The organism is Faecalibacillus intestinalis, from assembly GCF_003024685.1.
Taxonomy (GTDB): Bacteria; Bacillota_I; Bacilli_A; order Erysipelotrichales; family Coprobacillaceae; genus Faecalibacillus; species Faecalibacillus intestinalis.
The window spans coordinates 43,815-68,430 of record NZ_PYLQ01000005.1 but is presented as its reverse complement, the minus strand read 5'-3'; the positions used below and the strand labels follow the sequence as shown (position 1 = coordinate 68,430).

Sequence of the window (24,616 nt, the reverse complement as noted above, 5' to 3'; positions counted from 1 at the left end):
AAAGATACATCCTTTTCTTTTTAAAAAACAATTTTGTAATGAAAAATAAAGCGAACTGTGTTATTATTTACGAGATTGTAGGTGAGGGAGTATATGAAAAAAGAAATATTAGGTAAATGTATGCTATTAATGTCTGCTCTTATTTGGGGAAGTTCTTTTATTGTGATGAAAAATGCTGTGGATTTTATTTCTCCATTTACGCTATTATGTATACGTTTTGTGTTAAGTACAATTTTCATTTCTATTTTATTTTTTAATAAAATAAAAAAAATCAAAAAACAAGATCTATTAGGTGGTTTTTTAGCAGGTCTAGCCTTATTTAGTGCTTTTTCAATTCAAACATTTGGTTTGCAATTGACAACACCTGGTAAAAATGCTTTTTTAACAGCCGTTTATTGTACGATTGTTCCTTTATTAAGTTGGCTTTATTTTAAAAAGAAACCCGATAAAGCACAAATATTTGCGGCTATCCTTTGTTTTATTGGAGTTGGTTTTGTTTCTTTAGATAGTTCCTTAAAGGTGAATTTAGGTGATCTTTATACTTTGATTGGTGGTTTTTTATATGCTGTTCATATTATTGTGTGTGAAAAAGCAATGAAAAAGACATCTCCAATTATTATTACTGCCTTACAATTTGCATTTGCTTCTATTTTTTCATTTATAGCAGCCTCTTTATTTGAAGATATTTCAGTTGTTTTCCATATTGATTCAAGTATTTATCTTCAAATCTTATATTTGGCATTCTTTGCCACTACATTATGTTATTTATTTCAAAATGTGGGACAAAAATTTGTTAATGAAAATATAGCAGCATTATTATTAAGCTTAGAATCTGTTTTTGGAGTTTTCTTTTCCATATTATTTGGACAAGAAATAATGACACTTCAAATTGGATTAGGATTTATGATTATTTTTATTTCGGTTTTGATATCAGAAACAAAGTTATCTTTTTTACATAGGGGGAGGAAAACAATGATTAAAAAATTATTTACAATAACTTTATCATTGATGATGATTTTTACATCATTCGTACCAGTTTTCGCTGAAGGGGAAGAAGTCAATATTGTAGGACAATATGGAATTGTCATCGATAAAGATACCGGACAAGTTTTATACAATAAAAATGCCCATGATAAAATGTATCCAGCAAGTATTACAAAAATTTTAACATGTATTGTTGCTATTGAAATGTTAGATGATCTAGATAAAACAGCTACGATTACGCAAAGTGATATCGATACAGTTTGGGAAACAGGAGCTACTTCTGCAGACTTTACTGTCGGAGAAGTTGTCACTTATAGAGATATGTTGATGGGAGCAATGTTACCTTCAGGTGCAGATGCTTGTCGTGCTCTAGCTAATAATACGTGTGGTAGTCAAGAAAAGTTCGTTGAAAAGATGAATCAACTGGTAAAAAAATTAGGATTAAAAGATTCTCATTTTGTAAATACAACAGGAATTCATGATGATGATCATTATACAACGGCATATGATATGGCTAAAATTACCCAATATGCTTTAAAGAATAAAAAATTTGTTGAAGTCTTTGATAGATATCAATATACGTCAAGTGATGGTCAACATCAATGGGTCAAAAAAGTTATTTATAAAAGTAAAAGAGACCATATTGATACATCAATGATTGAAGGATGCAAAAGTGGTTATACAAGCAAAGCTCAAAGTACTTTATCAAGTTTATTGAATATCAATGATCATCATTATGTTTGTGTTGTTGGCTTTTCTAAAAATAGTGATGGCTATAATCATTGTACCGTAAATGATACCCTTGCTTTAGGTAATTATGTAAAAGATCATTATTCAGTTGCGAATATTATTAAAAAAGATACAAAAATGAATTCTGTTAAAATAAAAAATGGTCAAACAAATAAAGTTGATGTCATCACAGAAAAAGATATCGAAGCTGTTTTACCAAATAATTACAATCCATCTGATATAAAATATAAATATCATTTAAAAGATTTAACAGCTCCTGTTAAAAAAGATCAAAAAGCAGGAACAATGGATGTTTACTATCGAGATACAAAATTAGAAACAATTTCACTTAATACAACACAAGCAGTAGATGAAAGTGGTTCTGTTGTTTTTATGAGAAAAATGAAGAATGTTGTTTTACCATGTGTAATGGCAGTTGTCATCATTCTTGTGGTTTTATTATTAGTAAGAAAAATCATGATTAAACAAAGACGTAAAAAAAGATGTCAACAAAGAAATCGTAAAAAGTAGGTAAACCTACTTTTTTTACTTATATATGCTTAATTATTATACGTATATATAAGTAAATGTATTGACATATACTTATATATACGTATAATATAAGCAAGAGGTGAGTGATATGACTTATAAATGCGTATTTAGTGATATTGATGGAACATTATTGAATTCAAAACATCAAATAAGTGAAAAAACAAAAAAGAAAGTACAACAGTTAGCTATACAAAATATTCCTTTTGTTCTTGTTTCAGCGAGAATGCCTAAAGGAATGCATTATTTTTTAGATGAATTACAAATAAAGGCACCAATGGTAAGTTATAGTGGAGGTTTGATTTTAGATGAAAATCAAAAAGTAATCTATTCAAAAGGATTTTCAGTAGAAATGGCGAAAAGACTTTATAAATATATTAAATATTATTATCAAATTCCTGTTAGTTTTTATGTTGAGAATCATTGGATGGTCGATGAAATAGATGAAGGAATTGAAGAGGAAAGCATTATTACAGGGTTGAAACCTGAAAAATTGGATTTAAATGGAGTTAAAAAGGTTCATAAATTATTAGTGATTGCTGAAGCAGGAATTGTTGATCGTTTAGAAATGAGCTTAAAAGAAAAATTTAGTGGTTTAAAGATTTATAAATCAAAAGATACTTATTTAGAAATTATGGATGAATCGGTATCAAAATCCAGTGCGATTCAATTTTTATGTGATAAAATGAAAATAGGTCTTCATCAAACAGTTTCTTTTGGAGATAACTATAATGATTTAGATATGCTTCTTTTAACAGGAAAAGGATTTGCGATGGCTAATGGAGCGCAAGGTGTTTTAGAAAGTATTCCAACATATACGCTTTCTAATGATGAAGATGGAATCGTTTATGCATTAGATAATTTAGTAGGTGAATAAGGTGTATCAAGAAGAAAGAATTTATAAAATATTAGAAATATTAAAAGCTAAAAAGACAATGACCAATCAAGAAATTATGGATCAATTTCATATTTCTAGAGATACAGCAAGAAGAGATATTGTTCGTCTTGTAAATGAAAATTTGGCAGTTAGAACACATGGTGGTATTACATTAAATGATGTACATCAAATTGGAAGTTATCAAACAAGAAAACAAGAAAATGAAGAGATAAAAAATGAAATTGGAAAAATAGCTGTTTCTTTGAGTGAAAACAATAAAGTAATCTTTTTTGATACTTCAACAACGGTGGCTGCTTTATGTCAATATGTAGAAGGTAATATAGAAGCTTATACTCATTCTTTAGATAATATTGAAATATTATCGAATCATTGTTTATGTCAGATGATTGGTGGAACTTACTTTAAAAAGAATCGTTATATGTATGGAAGTCAAACGTTGAATATGATTGATCAAATTTATTTTGATTTAGCTTATGTAGCAGCAGCAGCTGTGATGGAAGATGGTATTTATGTTGAAGAATTTGAAGATGCTATGATTAAAAAAAAGGTAGCAAGTCGAAGTCAAAAAGTTTGCTTAGTTGTAGATCATAGTAAATTTAATAAAAAAAGTTCTTATAAAGCTTTAGCTTTTCAAGATATTGATGTTCTTGTTGTTGATTGGTTACCTGATACTTATCGAGAAAAGATAGAAAAAGCAGAATGTCAAATAATATATACAAAAGAAAAGTAGATTCGCATGAATCTACTTTTTAGCAAGCATTTTATCAAAAAAATAACCAATTACTCTGAAAATCATGGCTAAACCAAAGATAGATAAAGCACCAATTGTTTCATATTTATGGAAAAGGAATGTACATAAAAAATATGTAATGATTCCTAATGCTGCTCCTAAACCTGTTAATAATGTCATGAAAACATCTTTTTGTTGTTTCATAATTTCACCTCAAGAACTATTCTAACATAACAAAAACTAATAAACAATAAATAGAAGTTGTGCTATAATCTAGATAAAGTGAAAGGGGAAGTCTATGTATAATACGTTGATTTTTGATTTAGATGGAACACTTGTAGATTCAATAGAAGATTTAGCTTTATCTACAAATATATTAATGGAAGAAAATCATTTTCCTACCTATGATTTAGATACATATAAACAATTTGTAGGAAATGGTGTTGATAAATTAATAGAGCGTGCTTTACCTGAAAAATATAAAAAAGATGTGAGAAAATATCGTGCACGTTTTGATGAAATTTATAAAGAAAATTGTTTAAAACATACAAAACCTTATAAAGGAATGAAAGAATTAATTGATGAACTTTATCATCAAGGGTATAAATTAGCAGTTGTAACGAATAAACCAAAAGTAAATGCAGTAACAATTGTAAATCATTTATTTCCTAATAAATTTATGTATGTTTTCGGAAATACGGTTTATCAACCAAAAAAACCACATCCTTGTTTAGTACAACTAGCTATGCAGTTAATGGAAAGTAATAAAAATGAAACATTGATGATTGGTGATAGTAATGTAGATATTGAAACAGCCATCAATGCTAAAATTAAATCTGTAGGGTGTGAATGGGGCTTTAGAGGAAAAGAAGAACTTGTTCAAGCTGGAGCAACTTATACTGTTTCTAAACCAAGTGATATTAAGGACATTCTAAAATGATTGCAGTATCGAGATGTTTAATTGGTGAAAATTGTACATATGCTGGAAAGAATAATCTTTGTAAGGAAATAAAGGAACTTTATGATCAAGGTTTAGCGTTACCACTTTGTCCAGAAGTCTTAGGTGGTTTACCAATTCCTAGAACATCTTGTGAAGTTACTGGGGAAAAAGTGATTGATCAAAAAGGAATTGATCGTACAAAAGAATATACACAAGGTGCTAAAATTGCTTTAGATAAATGTTTAGAAAAAAATATTAAAATAGCTGTTTTAAAAGCTAAAAGTCCAAGCTGTGGAAAAAATCATATTTATGATGGAACATTTTCACATCAACTTGTTGAAGGTGATGGTATTTTTGTACAGATGTTAAAAGAAAAAGGAATTGCAGTTTATAGTGAAAATGAAGTAACAGAGGTTTTAAAATTAATAAATGGAGGAAAGTAAAAATGGGACATATTTTATGGGTAGAACCTGTATTTAAAGAAATGATTTGGGGAGGAAACCAACTTAAAGAAAAGTATGGTTATGCTATTCCAAGTGATCAAACAGGAGAATGCTGGGCACCTTCAGCTCATCCAAATGGTGATAATAAAATCATAGAAGGTGAATTCAAAGGACAAACACTGTCAAAAGTTTTTGATAAACATCGTGAACTTTTTGGAAATATCAAAGATAAACAATTTCCATTGCTTGTAAAGATCATCGATGCTTGTAATGATTTATCTGTACAAGTCCATCCAAATGATGAATATGCAGCTCTTCATGAAAATTCATTAGGAAAGACAGAATGCTGGTATGTATTAGATTGTAAAGAAGATACAAAGATGGTCATGGGACATCATGCTAAAACCAAAGAAGAACTTGTAAAAGCTATCGAAAACGATGATTATGATCATTTATTAAATAAGTTTGATATCAAAAAAGGAGATTTCTTCTATATTCCAAGTGGAACAATTCATGCTATCTGTAAAGGTTCATTGATCTATGAAGCACAACAATCATCAGATATCACATACCGTGTTTATGATTATCATCGAAAAGATAAAGATGGAAATGAAAGACAACTTCATGTAAAACAATCCATCGATGTGACAACAGTGCCTTATAAACCATACGATCTAGCTAAACAAGTAGAAGAAACAATTGAAAATGGAACAAGAAAAGAGCTTGTATCATCTAACTATTTAACATTAAATAAATATGATATGACAGGATATAATAAAGTCATCAATGATAAACCATTCCAACTTGTATCAATCATTGAAGGACAAGGAACAGTAGAAGGAAAAGAAGTGAGAAAAGGAGATCATTTTGTTGTATGTTCGGATCAAAAAGAAGTTGATTTTGATGGAACAATGACAGTCATGATTTGTACATTATAATGAGATGTTATCATTGTAGTCATGAAATAAAAGATTCTGCTTTTGCTTATAAGGGTAGACAAGAATGTAAAGAATGTCATAGTATTTATCAAATCCATTTTCCTTCAGGAGTAGGATTTATTCCTATTGTGATTGCCTTTATACCGGCTTTATATATGGTAACAATTTTAAGATATGCATTTATTGTTGGACTTGCGGTCTTTGTTATCTTTTATTGGGCCATTGATATTATTATGAATAATATTTTAATTTATTTAGGTAAATATGAAATTGAAGAGATTGAATAAAACTTGTATTTAAAAAAATAAAGAGTATCATTAAATATGTAAATAGAAACAGGGGAGCTTGTAGGCAGGCTGAGAGGAAGTCATCAAACTTCGACCCTTTAACCTGATATGGATAATGCCATCGTAGGAAGTCAACATTTCGATTTTTTTACAGGAGCATGTCTCCTGTTTTTTATTTAAAAAGAAGTATCCACATATGTGGCGGATTGAAGGGGAGCGCCTTGAATCTTGTATTAAGCGAAGGGAAGCTGTGTTCCAGCGTGAGAGGATACCACAAAGTATCGACCGAACTACCATAAAGTTATTTCATAAACGAAGTTTATGTTTTTGATGATGGGTAAGTTTGGTCATCTTCATATTTATGAAATAACTTGTAAAAAACAAGGAGAGAAAATATGTTAGAAGAAATGTTAAAAAATGTTAGAGAAAAAAGTCCACTCATTCACAATATTACAAATTATGTTACAGTCAATGATTGTGCTAATGTCGTTCTTGCATGTGGAGCATCACCAATTATGGCAGATGATCAAAAAGAAGTTGCTGAAATTACTTCGATTTGTACAGGACTTAATATTAATATTGGAACACTTAATACGCGAACGATTGAATCAATGGTCATTGCTGGGAAAAAAGCTAACGAACTTCATCATCCAGTTGTATTAGATCCTGTAGGAGTTGGGGCATCTACGTTAAGAACTCAAACAGCTTTAAAATTATTAAAAGAAATTCAGTTTTCAGTTATTCGTGGAAATATTTCAGAAATCAAAACTTTAGCTTTAGGAAGTGGTACAACGAAGGGTGTTGATGCTAATCTTGCAGATAAAGTGACAGCAGAAAATATCCATGAAGTTGTCAGTTTTGCTCAAGAGTTTTCTAAAAAAACAGGGGCAGTTATCGCTATTACAGGAGCTATTGACTTAGTATGCAATGAAAATATTACTTATGCAATTTATAATGGTCATGAAATGATGTCTTCGATTACAGGAACAGGATGTCAATTATCAGCACTTACGGCTTCGTTTATTTCTGCAAATCCTGATTATTTACTTGAATCAACAGTTGCTGCAGTATGTACCATGGGTCTTGCTGGAGAAATCGCACATGAAAGATTAACACCATTAGATGGTAATGCAAGTTATCGAAATTATATTATTGATGCTATTTATAATATGACTCCTAAGCAATTACAAGAAGGATCTCAATATAAAAAAATCTAACTAGATATGTGATTACTCTAAAATAATGAAAAGAGGAAGATTATGAAAACAACAGATAAGATGTTAGAAGCAACAAAAGAACTATGGAAATCTTATAATGAACATCCTTTTGTTAAAGGAATACAAGATGGTTCATTAGCTAAAGATAAATTTAAATATTATATTATGCAAGATTATCTTTATTTAAAAGAATACGCTAAAGTTTTTGCGATTGGAGTTGCTAAAGCAAAAACTTTAGAAACAGCGAATCTTTTTGCTAAATATATTGCTGTAATGAATGGCGAATTAGATGTTCATAGTGGTTATATGGGAAAATTTAATGTAAGCCAAGAAGAAATAGATGATATGAAACCATCACTTGATAATTTATCTTATACCTCTTATATGCTACGTGTTGCCTATGAAGAAGGAGAAGTAGAAATCTTGGCAGCTATATTATCTTGTGCTTATAGTTATGAAGTTATTGCGAAAAAGATTGTTGAAAATAATCCAAATTCAATCAATGATGAATTTTATGGGGATTGGATCAAAGGCTATGCTTCTAATGAATATGCTAGTGGTAATATTATTTTAATAGAAACAATGAATCAACTTACTAAAGATTATACAGAAAAACAAATTCAACATCTTATTGATATCTTTGTAGCATGTTCAAGATATGAACTTGCATTTTGGCAAATGTCATGGGATAAAAGTTGTTAGTAAATAAAAAAATGAAAGAGACAAAACATCTTTCATTTTTTCATTATAAAGAAAAAGAAGGAGAATTATTCTCCTTCATAATTTTCAACGTTATGGTAGATTTTATCTACATCGTCACAAGCATTTAAAAGATTCATTAATCTTTCAAATAATTCCATATCTTCACCTTCAAGAGATACATATTCTTGAGGTGTTGTAGCGATTTCTTCTACATCAAATTCAGCATTAGGACAAGCTGCTTCAATAGCATCTTTCATTTTATATAAATCAGTTGGTGCACCAGTTAATTCAATTGAACCATCTTCATGAGTTTCAATTTCTTGACAATCAGCTTCACCTTCCATTAAAGCTTCTAAAGTTTGTTCTTCATCTAATCCTTTAAAAGTTAAAATAGAATATGTATCATATAAATAAGATACTGAACCTTCATTTCCTAATTTAGCTTTAGATTTTGTAAATGCAGGACGTACTTGAGAAATAGTACGATTAATATTATCAGTTAAGCATTTAACAATAACAGTTGAACCACTTGGACCATATCCTTCAAATGTTTTTTCTTGATAATCTTCAGTAGCTCCACTTTTTACTTTATCAACTGCACGTTTAATAACGTCAGCAGGAACTTGTTCTTTTTTAGCTTTAGCAATAATTCTTCTTAATGCTAAGTTACCATCTGGATCAGTACCACCAGCTTTAGCAGCTAAATAGATTTCTTTTCCATAACGAGAATATAATTTTGCTTTTGCTGCAGCAGTTTTTGCCATAGCAACTTTACGCACTTCATGTGCTCTACCCATAAAAAAGCCTCCTTAATTGTATGTAATCTCAATACTTGGTTATTATAGCGAATACATCGAGGTTTTTCAAGGTTTAATATAAATGACAAACGAGTTTTGTTCATGTATAATGAAAAAGCAAATGAGGGATAAAGATGGAAACAATTGTTATTATTGGAGCAGGTGCAAGTGGACTTGCATGTATGAATGAATTAGTAAAAACAAATAAATATAATATTATTGTCTTGGAACAATCTAATAAAGCAGCTAGAAAAATACTTGCTAGCGGTAATGGAAGATGTAATGTTTCAAATTTGAATATGGATATTAAGTACTATAATCATCAAGACCCTTTAATAGAAAAATTAATTAAAGAATTTGATGTCGTCAATTTTTTTAAACAACTTTCTTTAAAACTACGTTATGAAAAGAACCTTGTTTATCCATATTCACTTTCAAGTTTATCTGCTAAAAATGCTTTAATGAAAAATATGGATAATGTATCGTATATCGATAATTGTGAGGTTCTAGCAATAAAAAAAGCTAAAACTTATGAAATTATTACGACGAATGGTCATTATCAAGCGGATAAAATAGTTATTGCGACAGGATCACCAGCCAGTCATTTATCAGGACAAAATAATTTAAAAATGTTAGAAAAAATGCATATTTCCATGATTCCATTTACACCAAGTCTTGTTCAAGTAAAAACAAACCCCGTTTTTAAAGTTTTAAAAGGACAAAGAGTAAAGGGAATTGCAATGCTTTATGATCAAAATCAATTGATTGAAAAACAAACAGGAGAAATCATGTTTACAGATTATGGTCTATCAGGTATTTGTATTATGCAATTATCAAGATATTTAGATCATTTAAAAAATCCAAAACTTATTTTAAATTTATTGCCTGATATTGAAAAAGAAGAATTTCAACACTATGGTTTGGAAGGATTCTTTCATGAAAAAATCGTTCAGATTTTTAAAGAAAAAAATATTGATCCTCGTTGTTTAGAATTCAAAATCATCGATACAATGTCAATTGAAAAAGCACAAGTTTGTCATGGTGGTGTTTCTTTAAAAGAAGTAGATGAAAATTTACAACTTAAGAAATATCCAGGCATTTATGTTTGTGGAGAAGCTTTGGATGTTGATGGTGATTGTGGAGGTTACAATTTACATTTTGCTTTTGCAAGTGGTGTTCATGTGGCAAAATCGATAAAGAAATAAAAGAGTAATAAATGTGTTGTAAATAGAAATGTTATAATGAATATATAAGTGGAAAAATTATATTTACCAAATAATAAGGAGCTAACTATGGAAAGTCAAGAAAAGCACAATATAGAATGGAAATCAGTTTGGAAAGATGAATATTTAGTTGGTATATGTGCGTTTGCCAATGCACAAGGTGGTAAATTTTTTATTGGTATAGATGATAATGGTAAAATTATTGGTGTGGAAAATTCAAAAAAATTATTAGAATCCTTACCAAGTAAAATAAGAGATGCTATGGGAATCGTAGTAGATATTAATTTAGTCCCTATTTACATTTGTGTGTCTAATACCAAGACAGTATAATTATACATTTCACGAATTGCGTAAGCAATTAGAAAATCAAGTAGTCCAAATTCCATAAAATGAAATTTTAGGGCAAATTACAGACATTGGCTTGGCTGTAGTATTTTTAAACAACGTGTGTTAGACTACTGTTATACAAATCGAAATTTATAAAGGAGAATATTGATGAAACTGTTTTTATGTTCGCACTTTTCAAGTGTGGGAAGTCTGATAAAGGAAGAAATTGAAAATAAGAAAGTCGCATTTATTCCAACAGCTTCACTGCGTGAAGGCTACACCGGTTATGTCGGCTCGGCTCGAAAATTATTCAAAAAGTTGGGAGCAATCGTAATTGAAATTGATATTTCAACGGAGGCTTATTCAACGATACAGTCTGTTTTTGAAGAAGCAGATGTGATATATTTTACCGGCGGAAATTCTTTCTTTCTTATGGATCAGCTCCGTAAAACGGGAGCTGATGGGCTACTGAAAAAGGAATTGGCAAATGGAAAATTGATGATCGGCGAGTCGGCAGGCGCAATTATATGCGCTCCAAGCATCCAATATATCGAGCAAATGGATGAAAAGCCGGAGGACTACTCACAAGAAGATGATGCAGGGATTGATTTGATTGATTTCTATGTTCTTCCGCATTATCTTACAGCACCATTTAAGAAAGTTACCGAGAAAATAATGACTGAGTTTTCGGATTTGAATCTATGCCCAATTAACAACCGTCAGGGAATTGTAATTGATGGTGAAGATTCAAAGGTTATTTGCAAAGACTAATTTGAAAATTCCAATCTAATAAATTGCATGATAACTTAGAGTAAAAATGAATACCCATTAGCCGGAAATGAATAGAAAATGAATAAAAGAGTGGTGTTTCGTATAATTATGAGTTAGTATGCATCAGACACATTTTTGTAAAAAGGGAGTTAATTTATGTAAAAAAAATAATTTGGAATATATAGAAATAGATGTTCCGTCTTATCCAATAGCTATATCTTGTAAAGGAAACTATTATTTTAGAAGTGGGAGTACATCACAAAAGTTGGCAGGTATTGAATTAGAAAGTTTTATTTTACGTAAAAGAGGAGCAACTTGGGATAACGTTCCATACCCATTAGTAAAAATAGAAGATTTAGATCAAAACGCTATTCAAAAGTTTAAAGAACTTGCAATTCGTAAAAAAAGAATAGATGATACGATTTTAGAAGAAGATACGGAAACATTATTAGATAAACTTCATTTGATAAATAATGGTTATCTTACAAATGCTGCCTTACTTTTGTTTTCAAAAGATCCAGAGAGATATTTTACAGGTGCTTTTATAAAAGTAGGATTTTTTGAAACAGATGCTGATTTAATTTATCAAGATGAAGTAAGAGGATCACTTTTTGAACAAATTGATAAAGTTATAGAACTTATTTTCTTTAAATATATGAAAGCTAAGATTTCATATGATGGACTTCAAAGAGTTGAAGAATACTTTGTAAGTGAAGCTATATTAAATGCTATTGTTCATAAACAATATGAATCTGGTGTACCAATACAAATAAGTGTTTATAAAGATAAGCTCTATATTACAAATGTTGGAAAGCTTCCAGATCATTGGACAGAAGAAACTCTTTATCAAAAACATGGCTCTAAGTCCTATAATCCTAATATTGCGCATGTTTTCTATTTAGCAGGACATATTGAGTCATGGGGAAGAGGTATAGAAAAAATATTTGATTCCTGTATAGAAAATGATTTACCAATGCCAAAATATTATATTAATCCTACGGATATTATGATTGAATTTGATGCACCTCAAAGATTGGTGATTGATAACTTTTCAAAGATGACTAATAGGGTGAACGATACAATGAATAAGATACTAGAATCCCTATATGATGATCCTGGATATACAATTACCGAACTTGCAAATATTATGAAAATGAGTAGAAAGAGTATTTCAAATAATATTAAAAAGTTAAAGGATTTAGGAATTATTGAAAGAGTTGGAAATAACAAAAAAGGATATTGGAAAATAAAGAGATAGGAGAAGGTATGTTAAAAGTAAGTAATATTGCAGTTTCTTTAGATGAAAAAGATTACGCTAAAGTTATTGCGAATACATTAAATATAAGAAAATCACAAGTAAAGAATGTAAAGATTGCTAAAAAGGCAGTCGATGCAAGAAGAAAGAATAAAGTACATTTTAATATGGGCTTTACTTTTGAATATGTCGATGAAGATCAATTATTAAAAACACATAGTAAACAAGTAAGTAAAGTTAAAGAATATCATTATGACAAGTTAACACCAAATAATCAAACAATTATGGTTGTTGGAAGTGGGCCAGCAGGATTATTTTGTGCCTATAATTTAGCGCGTAGTGGGCAAAAGGTAATTTTGATTGAACAAGGTAAATGTGTTGATGAAAGAAAAAAAGATATCGATACTTATTTAGAAACAGGTAAGTTAAATACTCAAAGTAATGTTCAATTTGGAGAAGGAGGAGCAGGAACGTTCTCTGATGGAAAGTTGACGACAGGTATTAAGGATTATCGTAAACAATTTGTATTGAATACTTTTTATGAACATGGTGCAAGTGAAGATATTCTTTACTTAAATAAACCACATTTAGGAACAGATGTTTTAATTAATGTGGTTAAAAATATTAGAAAAGATATTGAAAAATGTGGAGATGTTCGTTTTGAAACAAAATTGGTAGATATTATTATTGAAGATAATCAATTAAAAGAAGTTGTTTTAGAAAATAATGAAGGAACATATAAAGAAAAAGTAGATCAACTGGTATTGGCTATTGGTCATAGTGCGAGAAAAACATATGAAATGCTTTATCAAAAACAATTAGAAATCTCTCAAAAAGCTTTTGCAGTGGGAATGCGTATTGAACATAGTCAAGAATTTATTAATAAAAACCAATATGGAAAATTCTATGATCATCCTGCATTAAAAGCGGCTGATTATAAATTGGCGGTGCATACAAGTCAAAAAAGAGGAGTCTATACTTTCTGTATGTGTCCTGGTGGTTATGTCATGAATGCAGCCAGTGAAGAAAAAAGACTGGTTGTTAACGGGATGTCTAATTATAAACGTGATAATAAATACGCTAATAGTGCTATCTTAGTCAATGTGACACCTAATGATTTTGGTAGTTCACATCCGCTTGCAGGGATGTATTTTCAAAGAAAATTAGAAGAAAAAGCTTTTGAACTAGGAGGAAGTGATTATTCAATTCCAGTTCAAAGAGTGGAAGATTATTTAGAAAATAAAGAAAGTAAAGAAAAAATAGAGACAAGTTTAAAAAGAGTTAAAAATGCTAATCTCAATGCATTACTTCCTGAAATCCTGAATATAAATTTAAAAGAAGGACTTCTTTTAATGAATAACAAGATTAATGGGTTTACAAGTGATGCCACATTACTCGGAGTAGAATCAAGAAGTTCAGCACCAATTCGTTTTTATCGTGATGACAATATGGAAAGTAATATTAAAGGGATTTATCCAATTGGTGAAGGTGCAGGATATGCAGGTGGTATTATGTCAAGTGCAATTGATGGTTTGAAATGTAGTGAGGTATTACTCAAAGGAGAGAGATAATGTGTCATTATTTGAACTTGTTGTTATTTCAATTTCATTAGCGATGGATGCTTTTACTGTTTCGATGATGTATGGTATTTCTATGCCAAAAGGAAACATCAAGAAACAAAGCTTCATTGCTTTTTATTTTGGCTTTTTTCAGGCATTGATGCCTTTTTTAGGATATCATTTAGGATGTGTATTTTCAAAAAAGATACAAGCCTATGATCATTATATCGCTTTTATCTTTTTAATGATTGTTGGTATCAATATGTTAAAAGATGCTTTTAGTGAAGAAGAAACAAATTATAATTTTAAATTATTAGATTTAACAATTCTTGCTTTTGCAACAAGTATTGATGCTTTTGCTATTGGTATGACTTTTGCTTTTTTAGAAGTTGCTATTTATCAAGCTTTATTGATTATAGGAATTATTACTTTTCTATTATGTTTGTTTGCTTTACAAATTGGACGTTATTTAAACAATAAGTTTCAAAATAAGGCACTTATTTTTGGGGGCGTTGTTTTGATTTTAATTGCTTTTAAAACATTGTTGGAGCATCTCTTTTGAAAAAAGTATATAATGAAATAGGTGACAAGTATGAAAGAAGAAGAAAAAATTATAAAAAATACTATAAAGAGAACAAAAGAATATGATCGAACACTTTCTCCCTATGCTTGTAAAACAAGTGAATGTCAAAAATTAAGAAAAGAAGAAAGTGAACATGAAGAGTTTGATATTCGTTGGCCTTTTGAAGAAGATATTGATCGTATTTTATATTGTAAATCTTATCAACGTTACACAGATAAAACACAGGCTCTTTCATTTTTTCAAAGTGCCCATATTTCTAAACGTTCAATCCATGTTCAATGGGTTTCACGTATTGCCAGACAAATAGGAAAAGGTTTGAATTTAAATTTAGATTTAATTGAAGCGGCTGCTTTAGGACATGATTTAGGACATGCTCCTTATGGTCATGTAGGAGAAAGAGCGTTGAATGAAAAACTACAAGAAAAAGGTTTTGGATATTTTTGTCATAATGCTAATAGTGTACGAAATATTCTTTATTTAGAAAGAAATGGGAAAGGCTATAATGTTTCTTTACAAGTCTTAGATGCTATTTTGTGTCATAATGGTGAAATGCTTTCTAAAAAATATGAACCAGACCGTAAAAAAACAAAAGAACAATTCTTACAAGAGTATCATGATTGTTGGCATAAAGAAAATGCCAGTCTTGAATTAAAACCAATGACTTTAGAAGGATGTGTGGTTCGTATTTCAGATGTTATTTCTTATATTGGAAAAGATATTGAAGATGCTATGAGTGTAGGTATCTTACAAAAGAAAGATCTTCCTGAAAATGTAGTAAAAGTATTAGGAGATAATAATAAATCAATTATGAATAAATTAATTGGTGATTTGATGATTCATAGTTATCAAAAACCATATTTACGTTTTTCTCATGAAGTCTTTGAAGCATTATCATCCCTACTCTTCTTTTTAGGAGAAAAAGTCCATCATCATCCAGTTTTAGAAAAAGAAAATGCTAAACTTTCAAGAATGGTTAAAGAACTCTTTGATGTTTATTTAGAAGAATTGGAAAATAATGATCAAGATTCGAATATTGTTAAGTTTAAAAATAAGATGGTAGAAAATTATCAAAAGACGCCCAATCCACTGATTGTCTCTGATTATTTATCAATGATGACAGATACTTATGTTTTAAATGATTATGAAAGAAAATTTTTACCAATTCTTCATGGCGAAAAACTTTAATAATTATTTTATTTGGTGTAAAATATAAATATACAGGAGGGATGGCTTATGAAATTAATTATTGCTATCGTAAATTCTGATGATAGTTCATCAGTACAAGCCGCACTTACAGAAGAAGGATACTTCGTTACAAAATTATCAACAACAGGTGGATTCTTAAAGAAAGGAAATACAACATTCTTTATTGGAACAAATGATGATAAAGTTGAACATGCTGTAGGTATTATTAAAGAAAATTCTAAAAAACGTGTAGAAAAAGAACCTACTGTTCCACCTACTGAAATGGGAGAATTTTTTACTCCAATCATGGTAGATGTACTTGTTGGTGGAGCAACAGTTTTTGTATTAGATATTGAACAATTTGAAAAATTTTAGAAAAAGGACATTGTCCTTTTTTTTTAATCCTTTATAATGTTTGTGGGTGAAATTATGTCTATCAAATTATTAAATGAAAAAAGAATGGATGAATTAATACAATTTATCCATCAAGAAGAAATAACAAAAGAATATTTAAAACAAAATCAAAAGATTATTTATGTCAATGAAAATCAAAATATCAATGGGGTTATTATTTTTGATGTTATCAAAAATGAAATAGAACTTTGTTTAGGAACTGATGAAATTAAACAACAATTAATAGCAGTCATTAAAAAAATAGCTCTAAAAGATATCATTTATCAAAATAAAATCATACAAATAAAAACAAAAAAACAATTTAAACACTATGAAGAAGTCTATGACTTTATTCATCAACAAAAAGATCGTGTCTATAGTTTAGATAACTTTAAAAAATATATGCAAGAATTTTATAATATCCAACATGCTTTAAAATGTATCCATGTTTGTGGAACAAATGGGAAAGGTTCGACTGTTAATTACATGAAAGAAGTTTTAAAAAAACAGGGATATACTGTAGGAACTTTTACTTCACCAGCACTTATTTCTAGGTTAGATGTCGTACGTATCAATGATGAATGGATCAAGGAACAATTTATTGTTGATGTTGCTAATAGATATGTGGATAATTGGTTAAAGTATGAGATTTCTTTATTTGAAATAGAAGTCTTTATTTCAATTCTTTACTTTATTTATCAAGGTGTTGACTATGCCATTTATGAGGTTGGATTAGGTGGAGAATTAGATGCAACGAATATTATTTTACCAATGGTTTGCGTCAATACGAATATTGGTTTAGATCATATGGATTATTTAGGTGATAGCTATGAAAGTATTGCTAGAGCGAAAGCGGGAATTATTAAAGAGCATGTTGATTTTATTACAGGAGAACATAAACAAGAATGTGTTGATATTTTTAGAGATACTTGTGAAAAGCATCATAGTCATTTGATTCGTTTAGATCGTATTCATGATTTACAAGATGGTGAAAATGTTAAATATACATATAAGGATTATAATGTTGTTTTAAATACACCAGCTCTTTATCAAATTGAAAATAGTGCTTTAGCATTAGAAACCTTATTATATTTAAAGGAACATCATTTTATTGAATTAGATGAATCTTCAATTGTTGAAGGTTTATTTGAAGCTAAGTGGGCAGGACGTTTTGAAATCATAAGTGAAAAACCACTGATTATTTTAGATGGGGCCCATAATCGAGAAGGTGTTGATGAACTCTATCGTTCTGCACGTAAATTACATAATTTAAAAATCATCTTTTCAGCATTAAGAGATAAAGATACGGACTATATGATTGAAAGATTATTAGATTTGACGTATGATATAACCGTCTGTGAATTTAAACATCCACGTAGTCAAAGTGCAAAATTATTAGCAGGGGACTATCCGGTAAAAATTGAACCGGACTTTAGAAAAGCTTTAGACGATATTTATTTACAAGAAGGAACATTTTTGATTACGGGATCATTGTATTTTATTTCTGAAGTAAGGAAATACTTATTACAAAAGATTCATAGCAAATAATAAAGAAGGAGGAGTCTACTTTTAGTAGCAATTGTGTACGGTTTTATATCGGAATTAACGCCCGTGGACTAGCAAGAGGACGAAGCGGGAAAGCATATGTACGGTTTTATATCGGAATTAACGCCCATGGACTAGAAAGAGGACGAAGTGGGAAAAAACATATGTACGGTTTCTTACCGGAATTAACGCCTGTGGACTTATAAGAGGACGAAGCAGGAACAATTGGTTTTTTTAAGTAGCAATCAAACGATGATTCAAATTATTTTAGGGGTTATTATTGTTTCGATTGGGATATTTGTTTTTTATAAATATCCAATGAAAAGCGATGTGCGACAAATGACATTGGGGGCTTTATTTGTCATTCTAGCTATTATTTTAAAAAGGTTAGCTGTGATGGTACCTTTTCTTGGCTTTCCAAGTTTAAAAATTACATTAGAGGTATTACCTTTAATCGTTGCTGGTTTAACATTACAACCAGGGTATTGTTTTATAGTTTCTATTGCCACAGATTTTCTAGGTCTTGTTCTAGCAAATGCTGGAGGATTTCCATTTTTAGGATTTACTTTAAATGCGGTTTTACAAACTGAAATACCATGTCTATTAAAGATTTATTTAAATGAAAAAAATGAAAGATTATTAGAAAGAATTGTAAAAATAGTAATGGTCATTATTTCGTTACTAGGATGTCTTTATGTTTTTAAAATCAATGAAGTTAATATTTCAGGATCTTCATATCAAGTAACATTACCAATTAAATTTACAATCTTTGTCATCATTGCAGCAATGCTTACTATTCTCTTTATTTTTATAAGATATTATAAAAATAAACTCAAAGAAAAAGATTTATGCTTATTTCATTTAAGTATTCTATCAGTTGTGGCTATTGAACTAACAGTAACGATGTTTTTAACACCATATTGGTTACAAACAATGTATGGAATACCATTCTTTGCATCACAATTTGTAAGAATTTTAAAATCATGTGTGATGATACCTGTAGGTATTATCATTGTATATACAATGAATCGAATGATTCAAAAAGTTATTAGATAAAGTTTTGGATATTGTCCAAAGCTTTTTATTTTGTACCAAAAATAAAAGATCAAATTAATAAAGAAAATTTGATAATTTTTGACAAATTTATAGCAAAAATTACAAAACGGGCAATTTGTTGTATTTAAAATTAAAAAACAGGACAATTGGTGTATTGTATAGATGGAGGTGTTGCTTTATGCATAGAAAAAGTTCGATTTCTATTAGAGAATGGCTTGAAAATTCTAATAAAGCACTTTTAGTAACGGGTATAAGACGTTGTGGGAAATCTATTTTGCTTAAGCAGATTATGGATGAAATGAAAGAGGATCAAGGTGTTACCGATGATCATATTATATATATGAACCTGGAAGATATGAAATACGCATTTATAAAGAATGCGATGGATTTGTATGGGTATGTGGAGAAACTTATCGTTGATGAAGAAAAGTATTACATTTTCTTAGATGAGATTCAGATGGTTGAAGAATTTGAACGGGCTATAAATTCTTTTCACGCAACAAAAAATGTAAGTATTTTTATCACGGGTTCCAATAGCTGGCTGTTGTCGGGAGAATTAGCAACATTGTTATCCGGAAGATACGTGAATTTTCGGGTGATGCCGTTTCGTTTTCAGGAAATGTTTGAGATGTTGGGAGTAAAGAAAGAAGAAGCGTCTGAAAAAGAATTTATGGGCTATATTACATGGGGCGTAATGCCACAGCGCTTTTATTTTAAAACCGAAGAAGAAACTAAAGTGTTTATGACAGATTTGTATGATTCTATTGTGTTGAAGGATATTTTCTGGCGAGGTCAGGTGAGGGATGTAGATGCACTGAACAGACTGTTGGAATACATTGTATTGAACTCTTCGCAGACATTTTCTCCAACATCGATTGCCAAGTATTTTGAAAGTGTAAATCGAAAAGTAGCACCGGATACTATAATAATTATATGGAAAAGATAGTTGCAGCGACGGTCATGAATAAAGCAATGCGCTATGCTATCCGAGGAAAAAGGGTATTGACCAGGTTTGATAAATATTATCTGACAGATGTAGGGTTTGGAAAAATCAAAAATACAGATTCAAGACAGAAATAGGTGGTCTTATAGAAAATGTTGTATATAATGAGTTTTTAGTTCGGGGATATGAAGTATATGTGGGAAAAACGACAAAGGGTGAGATTGATTTTGTAGCAGTGAAAGACGGAAAGAGTATTACCAGGTCGCATATTTGCTAGCAACGGAAGATGTCATAGAAAGAGAATTTGGGGCATATAAGGATATTCAAGATCATTATCCGAAATATGTACTTTCCATGGACAGATTTGATTTTTCAAGAGAAGGAATCATACATCAGAATATAATAGATTATTTGATGGAAAGGTAAAAAACCCGTTGACAGATTCGAAAGAATCGACTATATTAACTTTAATAAAAGGGAGTAACTGGCGCCTGTAAGTCTTGCAAAGTAGAAAATCAGGCGTTTGCGATGTCGTCAGTACGATGAGTGATCATCCGTATCGTAATGAAATGGTGAGACTTTTATTGCATATTTTTGGTGTGCAATAAAGGTCTCTATTTTTGTACACCAGATGAGCCATAATAGGAAAAAGGAGGTACAAATTATGTTGACAAATGAGCAGGCGAAGGAAAATCTAAAGAAATACGGACCGAATGAACTGGAAGAGGGAAAGAAAAAAAGCGTCTTTCAAATATTTTTAGAACAGTTCAAGGATTTTCTTGTAATTATTCTGATCATCTCCGCGGTGATCTCAGGATTTCTTGGAGATGTGGAGAGTGCGATTGTAATTTTTGTAGTTATTACGATGAATGCGATTCTTGGAACGGTGCAGACGGTGAAGGCAGAGCAGTCGCTGAATAGTTTGAAGCAGCTGTCGGCACCGGATGCGAAAGTTGTGCGTGACGGGCAGTTGATGCAGGTGCCGGCGAAAGAAGTGACCGTCGGTGATGAAGTGATTGTGGAGGCAGGAGATTTAATTCCGGCAGATGGAAAGTTACTTACAGTTGCAAGCCTTAAAGTGGACGAAAGTGCACTGACAGGTGAGAGTCTTCCAGTGGAGAAGTCTTTAGATGAAGTGCCGGAGGGCGCAGCACTCGGAGATCAGACAAATCGTGTATTTTCCGGAAGCTTCGTGACTTATGGGCGAGCATCTTTTGAAGTAACGGAAGTCGGAATGAGTACGGAGGTCGGTAAGATTGCCCGACTTCTGAAAAATGCATCAGAGAAGCAGACACCGCTTCAAAAGAATCTGGATGATTTTGGTAAGAAGTTGTCTATTACAATCCTTGTATTTTGCGGAATTTTATTTGCCATCAGCGTGATTCGCGGAGAATCGATTGTAAATGCATTTCTATTTGCGGTAGCGCTGGCGGTGGCAGCTATCCCAGAGGCGCTTAGTTCTATCGTGACCATCGTGCTTTCCTTTGGTACACAGAAGATGGCGAAGGAGCATGCAATCATCCGTAAGCTTCAGGCGGTTGAAGGACTTGGCAGTGTGTCAATCATCTGCTCTGATAAGACGGGAACTTTGACGCAGAATAAAATGACTGTGGAAAATTATTATGTAAATGGAGAGAGTGTCTGTTCCGAAGAGATTGATCTGAAGGATCCGGCACAGCGAGAGTTACTGATGTTCAGTATGCTTTGCAACGATTCTACAAATCACGATGGTCAGGAGATTGGGGATCCGACGGAGACAGCTCTTATTAATCTTGGCAGCCTTTTGGGAGAAGATTATGCACAAGTACGTGATGAACACCCAAGGCTTTCCGAGGTACCGTTCGACAGTGACAGAAAACTTATGTCCACGGAACATTTTATAGACGGACGGTACGTTATGGTCGTAAAAGGTGCGGTCGATGTGCTGCTTGATCGCATGAGTCACATTCAGGATGGAGATACTCTAAGAAAGATTACAGAAGAAGACCGCGTCAGAATTGAAGTGCAGAATAAACATTTTTCAGAAAACGGACTGCGAGTTCTTGCATTTGCATTTAAGACGATGGAACAGGAGCAAGGGCTTACATTAAATGATGAAAATAACCTGACATTCCTGGGACTGATTTCCATGATGGATCCGCCGAGAGTGGAGTCTAAAGATGCAGTCGCAGAATGCATCAAGGCTGGAATCAAACCGATCATGATTACAGGAGACCATAAAGTAACAGCAGCGGCTATTGCCAAACGAATCGGAATTCTGGAAAATATGTCGGAAGCCTGTGAAGGTGCGGTTATTGAGGATATGACTGATGAAGAACTTCAGGATTTCGTACCACAGATATCCGTCTATGCGAGGGTTTCACCGGAGCACAAGATCCGTATTGTGCGGGCATGGCAGGAGCGTGGAAATATCGTGGCAATGACGGGAGACGGAGTGAATGACGCTCCGGCACTGAAGCAGTCAGATATCGGAGTTGCCATGGGAATTACGGGAAGTGAAGTGGCGAAAGATGCGGCAGCTATGGTGCTGACGGATGATAACTTTGCAACGATTGTCAAGGCAGTGGAAAATGGACGAAACATTTTTCAAAATATTAAAAATGCGATTCAGTTCTTGCTTTCTGGAAATTTTGCAGCGATTCTTGCAGTTTTGTACGCATCACTTGCAAGTCTGCCGGTTCCATTTGCACCGGTACATCTGCTGTTCATCAACCTTCTGACAGACAGCCTGCCGGCGATCGCACTTGGACTGGAGCCGCACAATCCGGAAGTGATGAAAGAAAAACCGCGTGCCATGGGAGAGTCCATTTTGACAAAACCATTTCTTACAAGCATCGGAGTGGAAGGTCTGTGTATCGGAATCATGACCATGACAGCATTTATGATCGGATATCGCGATGGAAATGCAGTGCTGGCAAGTACGATGGCATTTGGAACACTTTGCAGTAGCCGTCTGGTTCACGGATTTAACTGTAAGGCAAACAAACCGATCATTTTTACGAAACGATTCTGGAATAACACTTATCTGATCGGAGCATTTGTACTTGGCTGGCTTTTGATTACAGGAGTACTGATGATCCCAGCACTTCAGGAAATGTTCAAAGTGCAGACACTGACGGTGGCACAGTTGATGACTGTATATGGACTGGCACTTTTGAATCTGCCGGTTATTCAGCTGCTGAAATGGATTAGAACACGAAAGAAATAGAGGATTTGACAGGATATTGAATAAAGGAAGGAATTGAATGGAACTGAATAAGGAAAATATGCGGAAAATCCGGAAGCTGATTTTGTTCACAGCACTGCTGATCGTGGTGCTGTGGAAATATGAAGAGGTGTTGGAGGTACTGGGATATGTGGGACATCTGATCTTTCCGTTTCTGCTTGGAGGAGCCATTGCGTTTGTATTGAATGTACCGATGAACTTTATCGAGCGGCACTTGTTTATGGAAAAAGTAAGAAAAAATAAAGTGTCAGATAAGCTTGCAAGACCGGTGAGTCTGTTGAGTGTACTTTGTATCGTAGTTGGCGTGTTGACGGTAGTAATCTTTGGTGTTGTACCTCAGCTTGTAAATACATTTGGAAATCTGGGGCAGAGTATTACCCAGTTCATCCCACATGCACAGGCGTGGGGGGAAAAGAGGTCTTTCATGGAAACAAGGAGGTTGTCGAACTGATCAACAGTGTACAGTTTGACTGGGACAAGATTGTGGAGACACTGATTGATTTCCTGAATAATGGTGCTGGAAATATGCTGAGTTCGACACTCACCGCTGCAAAAAGCATTATCAGCGGAGTTTCAACATTTGTCATAGCTTTTTTATTTGCAATTTATATTTTGCTGCAGAAGAAAAAGCTTGGGATACAGGCGAAAAAGGTACTGTTTGCATTCGTACGAAGAGGTCGTGCGGAGGCTGTGGTGGAAGTCTCTTCCCTTACTTACAGCACATTTTCAAGCTTCCTGACCGGACAGTGCCTGGAGGCTGTGATTCTCGGAAGCATGTTCGTATTGGCCATGACAATCTTCCGGCTGCCGTATGCACTGCTAGTGTGAATCTTTATCGCATTTACCGCACTGATACCGATCTTTGGAGCATTTCTTGGCTGTGCGGAGGGAGCATTTTTAATCTTCATGGTCGATCCGATGAAGGCACTTATGTTCATCGTGTTGTTTCTTGTGCTTCAGCAGATAGAAGGGAACCTGATTTATCCGCATGTGGTAGGTAATTCTGTAGGGTTGCCGTCCATCTGGGTGCTGGCAGCGGTCAGCATCGGAGGCAGCCTTATGGGAGTAGTTGGAATGCTGATATTTATACCGATTGTGTCGGTGGCATATGCATTGTTCCGGGAAATTGTGTATTTGAAGCTGAAAAAACAGGGTGTAGATCCGGCAGAGCTGGAGGTTTAATAAAGACAATTAAGTCAGACCATTGAAGTGCTTATGTGTAGAATAATGTAAAAAATTAAGAAAAGTTCGTGTAGTTTAGTGTAAAAAAACGATAAAAATACATTGATTTTTACACGAATAATTCATATACTACCTGACTTTAGAAGTTCAAGAC

The 24,616-nt window shown here is 32.2% G+C and carries 24 protein-coding genes, 1 pseudogene and 1 riboswitch; of the genes and pseudogenes, 23 read left to right on the top strand and 2 right to left on the bottom strand.

Translation table 11 applies throughout. The annotated features are described in order from the left end of the window. Positions 1-93: 93 nt before the first annotated feature. The 3 genes from C7U54_RS05385 (at position 94) to C7U54_RS05375 (ending at position 3,890) form a co-directional block, all read left to right on the top strand. A complete protein-coding gene (locus C7U54_RS05385; RefSeq protein ID WP_107029557.1) occupies positions 94-2,244 on the top strand; it encodes an EamA family transporter in 2,151 nt (716 codons plus the stop codon). A gap of 109 nt (positions 2,245-2,353) precedes the next feature. After that, complete coding sequence (locus C7U54_RS05380; protein ID WP_107029556.1) at positions 2,354-3,139, top strand: Cof-type HAD-IIB family hydrolase; 786 nt, start codon at positions 2,354-2,356, stop codon at positions 3,137-3,139. Between the two features lies 1 nt (position 3,140). Further along, positions 3,141-3,890 (top strand): DeoR/GlpR family DNA-binding transcription regulator, encoded by a 750-nt coding sequence (locus C7U54_RS05375; RefSeq protein WP_107029555.1) that lies wholly within the window; start codon positions 3,141-3,143, stop codon positions 3,888-3,890. Between the two features lie 12 nt (positions 3,891-3,902). On the opposite strand, the gene C7U54_RS05370 is transcribed toward C7U54_RS05375, so the two are convergent. After that, a complete protein-coding gene (locus tag C7U54_RS05370) occupies positions 3,903-4,094 on the bottom strand; it encodes a hypothetical protein (RefSeq protein ID WP_022001785.1) in 192 nt (63 codons plus the stop codon). Between the two features lie 94 nt (positions 4,095-4,188). On the opposite strand from C7U54_RS05370, the gene C7U54_RS05365 reads away from it, so the two are divergent. The 6 genes from C7U54_RS05365 (at position 4,189) to tenA (ending at position 8,417) form a co-directional block, all read left to right on the top strand. Continuing rightward, positions 4,189-4,830, top strand: coding sequence for an HAD family hydrolase (locus tag C7U54_RS05365; RefSeq protein ID WP_107029554.1), 642 nt, complete (start codon positions 4,189-4,191; stop codon positions 4,828-4,830). Further along, on the top strand, positions 4,827-5,273 hold the full coding sequence (locus tag C7U54_RS05360) for a DUF523 domain-containing protein (RefSeq protein ID WP_107029553.1): 447 nt from the start codon (positions 4,827-4,829) through the stop codon (positions 5,271-5,273). Before C7U54_RS05365 ends, C7U54_RS05360 begins: the two co-directional genes overlap by 4 nt. Positions 5,274-5,275: 2 nt before the next feature. Then, positions 5,276-6,211, top strand: coding sequence for a mannose-6-phosphate isomerase, class I (gene manA / locus C7U54_RS05355; protein ID WP_107029552.1), 936 nt, complete (start codon positions 5,276-5,278; stop codon positions 6,209-6,211). Then, positions 6,211-6,498 (top strand): hypothetical protein, encoded by a 288-nt coding sequence (locus C7U54_RS05350; protein WP_032090643.1) that lies wholly within the window; start codon positions 6,211-6,213, stop codon positions 6,496-6,498. The genes manA and C7U54_RS05350 overlap by 1 nt, the downstream gene beginning before the upstream one ends. Positions 6,499-6,538: 40 nt before the next feature. Beyond that, positions 6,539-6,645: riboswitch (TPP riboswitch) on the top strand. A gap of 248 nt (positions 6,646-6,893) precedes the next feature. Continuing rightward, positions 6,894-7,715 (top strand): hydroxyethylthiazole kinase, encoded by an 822-nt coding sequence (gene thiM, locus C7U54_RS05345; RefSeq protein WP_107029551.1) that lies wholly within the window; start codon positions 6,894-6,896, stop codon positions 7,713-7,715. 42 nt (positions 7,716-7,757) lie between these two features. Next, complete coding sequence (gene tenA / locus C7U54_RS05340; RefSeq protein WP_107029550.1) at positions 7,758-8,417, top strand: thiaminase II; 660 nt, start codon at positions 7,758-7,760, stop codon at positions 8,415-8,417. 65 nt (positions 8,418-8,482) lie between these two features. On the opposite strand, the gene C7U54_RS05335 is transcribed toward tenA, so the two are convergent. After that, a complete protein-coding gene (locus tag C7U54_RS05335) occupies positions 8,483-9,214 on the bottom strand; it encodes a YebC/PmpR family DNA-binding transcriptional regulator (protein ID WP_032090637.1) in 732 nt (243 codons plus the stop codon). A gap of 134 nt (positions 9,215-9,348) precedes the next feature. On the opposite strand from C7U54_RS05335, the gene C7U54_RS05330 reads away from it, so the two are divergent. The 14 genes and pseudogenes from C7U54_RS05330 to C7U54_RS15115 all read left to right on the top strand — a co-directional run bounded on the left by C7U54_RS05330 (position 9,349) and on the right by C7U54_RS15115 (position 24,462). Then, positions 9,349-10,419 (top strand): NAD(P)/FAD-dependent oxidoreductase, encoded by a 1,071-nt coding sequence (locus C7U54_RS05330; protein ID WP_107029549.1) that lies wholly within the window; start codon positions 9,349-9,351, stop codon positions 10,417-10,419. Between the two features lie 87 nt (positions 10,420-10,506). Next, positions 10,507-10,767, top strand: a complete 261-nt coding sequence (locus tag C7U54_RS05325) for an AlbA family DNA-binding domain-containing protein (RefSeq protein ID WP_048923617.1) — start codon at positions 10,507-10,509, stop codon at positions 10,765-10,767. 165 nt (positions 10,768-10,932) lie between these two features. Continuing rightward, positions 10,933-11,535: a Type 1 glutamine amidotransferase-like domain-containing protein gene (locus C7U54_RS05320; protein WP_107029548.1), complete on the top strand. Its 603-nt coding sequence runs from the start codon at positions 10,933-10,935 to the stop codon at positions 11,533-11,535. Positions 11,536-11,653: 118 nt separating this feature from the next. Next, positions 11,654-12,793 (top strand): ATP-binding protein, encoded by a 1,140-nt coding sequence (locus C7U54_RS05315; protein WP_107029547.1) that lies wholly within the window; start codon positions 11,654-11,656, stop codon positions 12,791-12,793. 8 nt (positions 12,794-12,801) lie between these two features. Then, positions 12,802-14,361, top strand: a complete 1,560-nt coding sequence (locus tag C7U54_RS05310) for an NAD(P)/FAD-dependent oxidoreductase (protein ID WP_022000757.1) — start codon at positions 12,802-12,804, stop codon at positions 14,359-14,361. Position 14,362: 1 nt separating this feature from the next. Then, on the top strand, positions 14,363-14,911 hold the full coding sequence (locus C7U54_RS05305) for a manganese efflux pump MntP (protein ID WP_022000756.1): 549 nt from the start codon (positions 14,363-14,365) through the stop codon (positions 14,909-14,911). A gap of 30 nt (positions 14,912-14,941) precedes the next feature. Next, positions 14,942-16,117, top strand: a complete 1,176-nt coding sequence (locus tag C7U54_RS05300; protein WP_022000755.1) for a deoxyguanosinetriphosphate triphosphohydrolase family protein — start codon at positions 14,942-14,944, stop codon at positions 16,115-16,117. A 48-nt stretch (positions 16,118-16,165) separates the two neighbouring features. Beyond that, the gene (locus C7U54_RS05295; RefSeq protein WP_022000754.1) at positions 16,166-16,492 is read left to right on the top strand and encodes a cyclic-di-AMP receptor; all 327 of its coding nucleotides are present in this window, start codon (positions 16,166-16,168) and stop codon (positions 16,490-16,492) included. 54 nt (positions 16,493-16,546) lie between these two features. Beyond that, positions 16,547-18,058 (top strand): bifunctional folylpolyglutamate synthase/dihydrofolate synthase, encoded by a 1,512-nt coding sequence (locus C7U54_RS05290; RefSeq protein WP_117574599.1) that lies wholly within the window; start codon positions 16,547-16,549, stop codon positions 18,056-18,058. Between the two features lie 222 nt (positions 18,059-18,280). Continuing rightward, positions 18,281-19,111 (top strand): folate family ECF transporter S component, encoded by an 831-nt coding sequence (locus C7U54_RS05285; RefSeq protein WP_227408354.1) that lies wholly within the window; start codon positions 18,281-18,283, stop codon positions 19,109-19,111. Positions 19,112-19,289: 178 nt separating this feature from the next. Further along, positions 19,290-20,057, top strand: coding sequence for an ATP-binding protein (locus C7U54_RS05280; protein WP_107029545.1), 768 nt, complete (start codon positions 19,290-19,292; stop codon positions 20,055-20,057). 661 nt (positions 20,058-20,718) lie between these two features. After that, positions 20,719-23,262 carry a cation-translocating P-type ATPase gene (locus tag C7U54_RS05275; protein WP_107029544.1) on the top strand — a complete coding sequence of 848 codons (2,544 nt, stop codon included), beginning with the start codon at positions 20,719-20,721 and terminating at the stop codon, positions 23,260-23,262. A 37-nt stretch (positions 23,263-23,299) separates the two neighbouring features. Then, positions 23,300-23,731 (top strand): AI-2E family transporter, encoded by a 432-nt coding sequence (locus C7U54_RS14920; RefSeq protein WP_199676956.1) that lies wholly within the window; start codon positions 23,300-23,302, stop codon positions 23,729-23,731. Beyond that, positions 23,683-24,462, top strand: a pseudogene (locus C7U54_RS15115) (AI-2E family transporter). Before C7U54_RS14920 ends, C7U54_RS15115 begins: the two are co-directional and overlap by 49 nt. Positions 24,463-24,616 lie beyond the last annotated feature (154 nt).

Bases quoted from the DNA above. Each gene is read 5' to 3' on its own strand.
- C7U54_RS05385 (WP_107029557.1), top strand. From the start codon at position 94: ATGAAAAAAGAAATATTAGGTAAATGTATGCTATTAATGTCTGCTCTT.
- C7U54_RS05380 (WP_107029556.1), top strand. From the start codon at position 2,354: ATGACTTATAAATGCGTATTTAGTGATATTGATGGAACATTATTGAAT.
- C7U54_RS05370 (WP_022001785.1), bottom strand. From the start codon at position 4,094: ATGAAACAACAAAAAGATGTTTTCATGACATTATTAACAGGTTTAGGA.
- C7U54_RS05365 (WP_107029554.1), top strand. From the start codon at position 4,189: ATGTATAATACGTTGATTTTTGATTTAGATGGAACACTTGTAGATTCA.
- C7U54_RS05360 (WP_107029553.1), top strand. From the start codon at position 4,827: ATGATTGCAGTATCGAGATGTTTAATTGGTGAAAATTGTACATATGCT.
- manA (WP_107029552.1), top strand. From the start codon at position 5,276: ATGGGACATATTTTATGGGTAGAACCTGTATTTAAAGAAATGATTTGG.
- C7U54_RS05350 (WP_032090643.1), top strand. From the start codon at position 6,211: ATGAGATGTTATCATTGTAGTCATGAAATAAAAGATTCTGCTTTTGCT.
- thiM (WP_107029551.1), top strand. From the start codon at position 6,894: ATGTTAGAAGAAATGTTAAAAAATGTTAGAGAAAAAAGTCCACTCATT.
- tenA (WP_107029550.1), top strand. From the start codon at position 7,758: ATGAAAACAACAGATAAGATGTTAGAAGCAACAAAAGAACTATGGAAA.
- C7U54_RS05335 (WP_032090637.1), bottom strand. From the start codon at position 9,214: ATGGGTAGAGCACATGAAGTGCGTAAAGTTGCTATGGCAAAAACTGCT.
- C7U54_RS05330 (WP_107029549.1), top strand. From the start codon at position 9,349: ATGGAAACAATTGTTATTATTGGAGCAGGTGCAAGTGGACTTGCATGT.
- C7U54_RS05325 (WP_048923617.1), top strand. From the start codon at position 10,507: ATGGAAAGTCAAGAAAAGCACAATATAGAATGGAAATCAGTTTGGAAA.
- C7U54_RS05320 (WP_107029548.1), top strand. From the start codon at position 10,933: ATGAAACTGTTTTTATGTTCGCACTTTTCAAGTGTGGGAAGTCTGATA.
- C7U54_RS05315 (WP_107029547.1), top strand. From the start codon at position 11,654: ATGCATCAGACACATTTTTGTAAAAAGGGAGTTAATTTATGTAAAAAA.
- C7U54_RS05310 (WP_022000757.1), top strand. From the start codon at position 12,802: ATGTTAAAAGTAAGTAATATTGCAGTTTCTTTAGATGAAAAAGATTAC.
- C7U54_RS05300 (WP_022000755.1), top strand. From the start codon at position 14,942: ATGAAAGAAGAAGAAAAAATTATAAAAAATACTATAAAGAGAACAAAA.
- C7U54_RS05295 (WP_022000754.1), top strand. From the start codon at position 16,166: ATGAAATTAATTATTGCTATCGTAAATTCTGATGATAGTTCATCAGTA.
- C7U54_RS05290 (WP_117574599.1), top strand. From the start codon at position 16,547: ATGTCTATCAAATTATTAAATGAAAAAAGAATGGATGAATTAATACAA.
- C7U54_RS05280 (WP_107029545.1), top strand. From the start codon at position 19,290: ATGCATAGAAAAAGTTCGATTTCTATTAGAGAATGGCTTGAAAATTCT.
- C7U54_RS05275 (WP_107029544.1), top strand. From the start codon at position 20,719: ATGTTGACAAATGAGCAGGCGAAGGAAAATCTAAAGAAATACGGACCG.
- C7U54_RS14920 (WP_199676956.1), top strand. From the start codon at position 23,300: ATGGAACTGAATAAGGAAAATATGCGGAAAATCCGGAAGCTGATTTTG.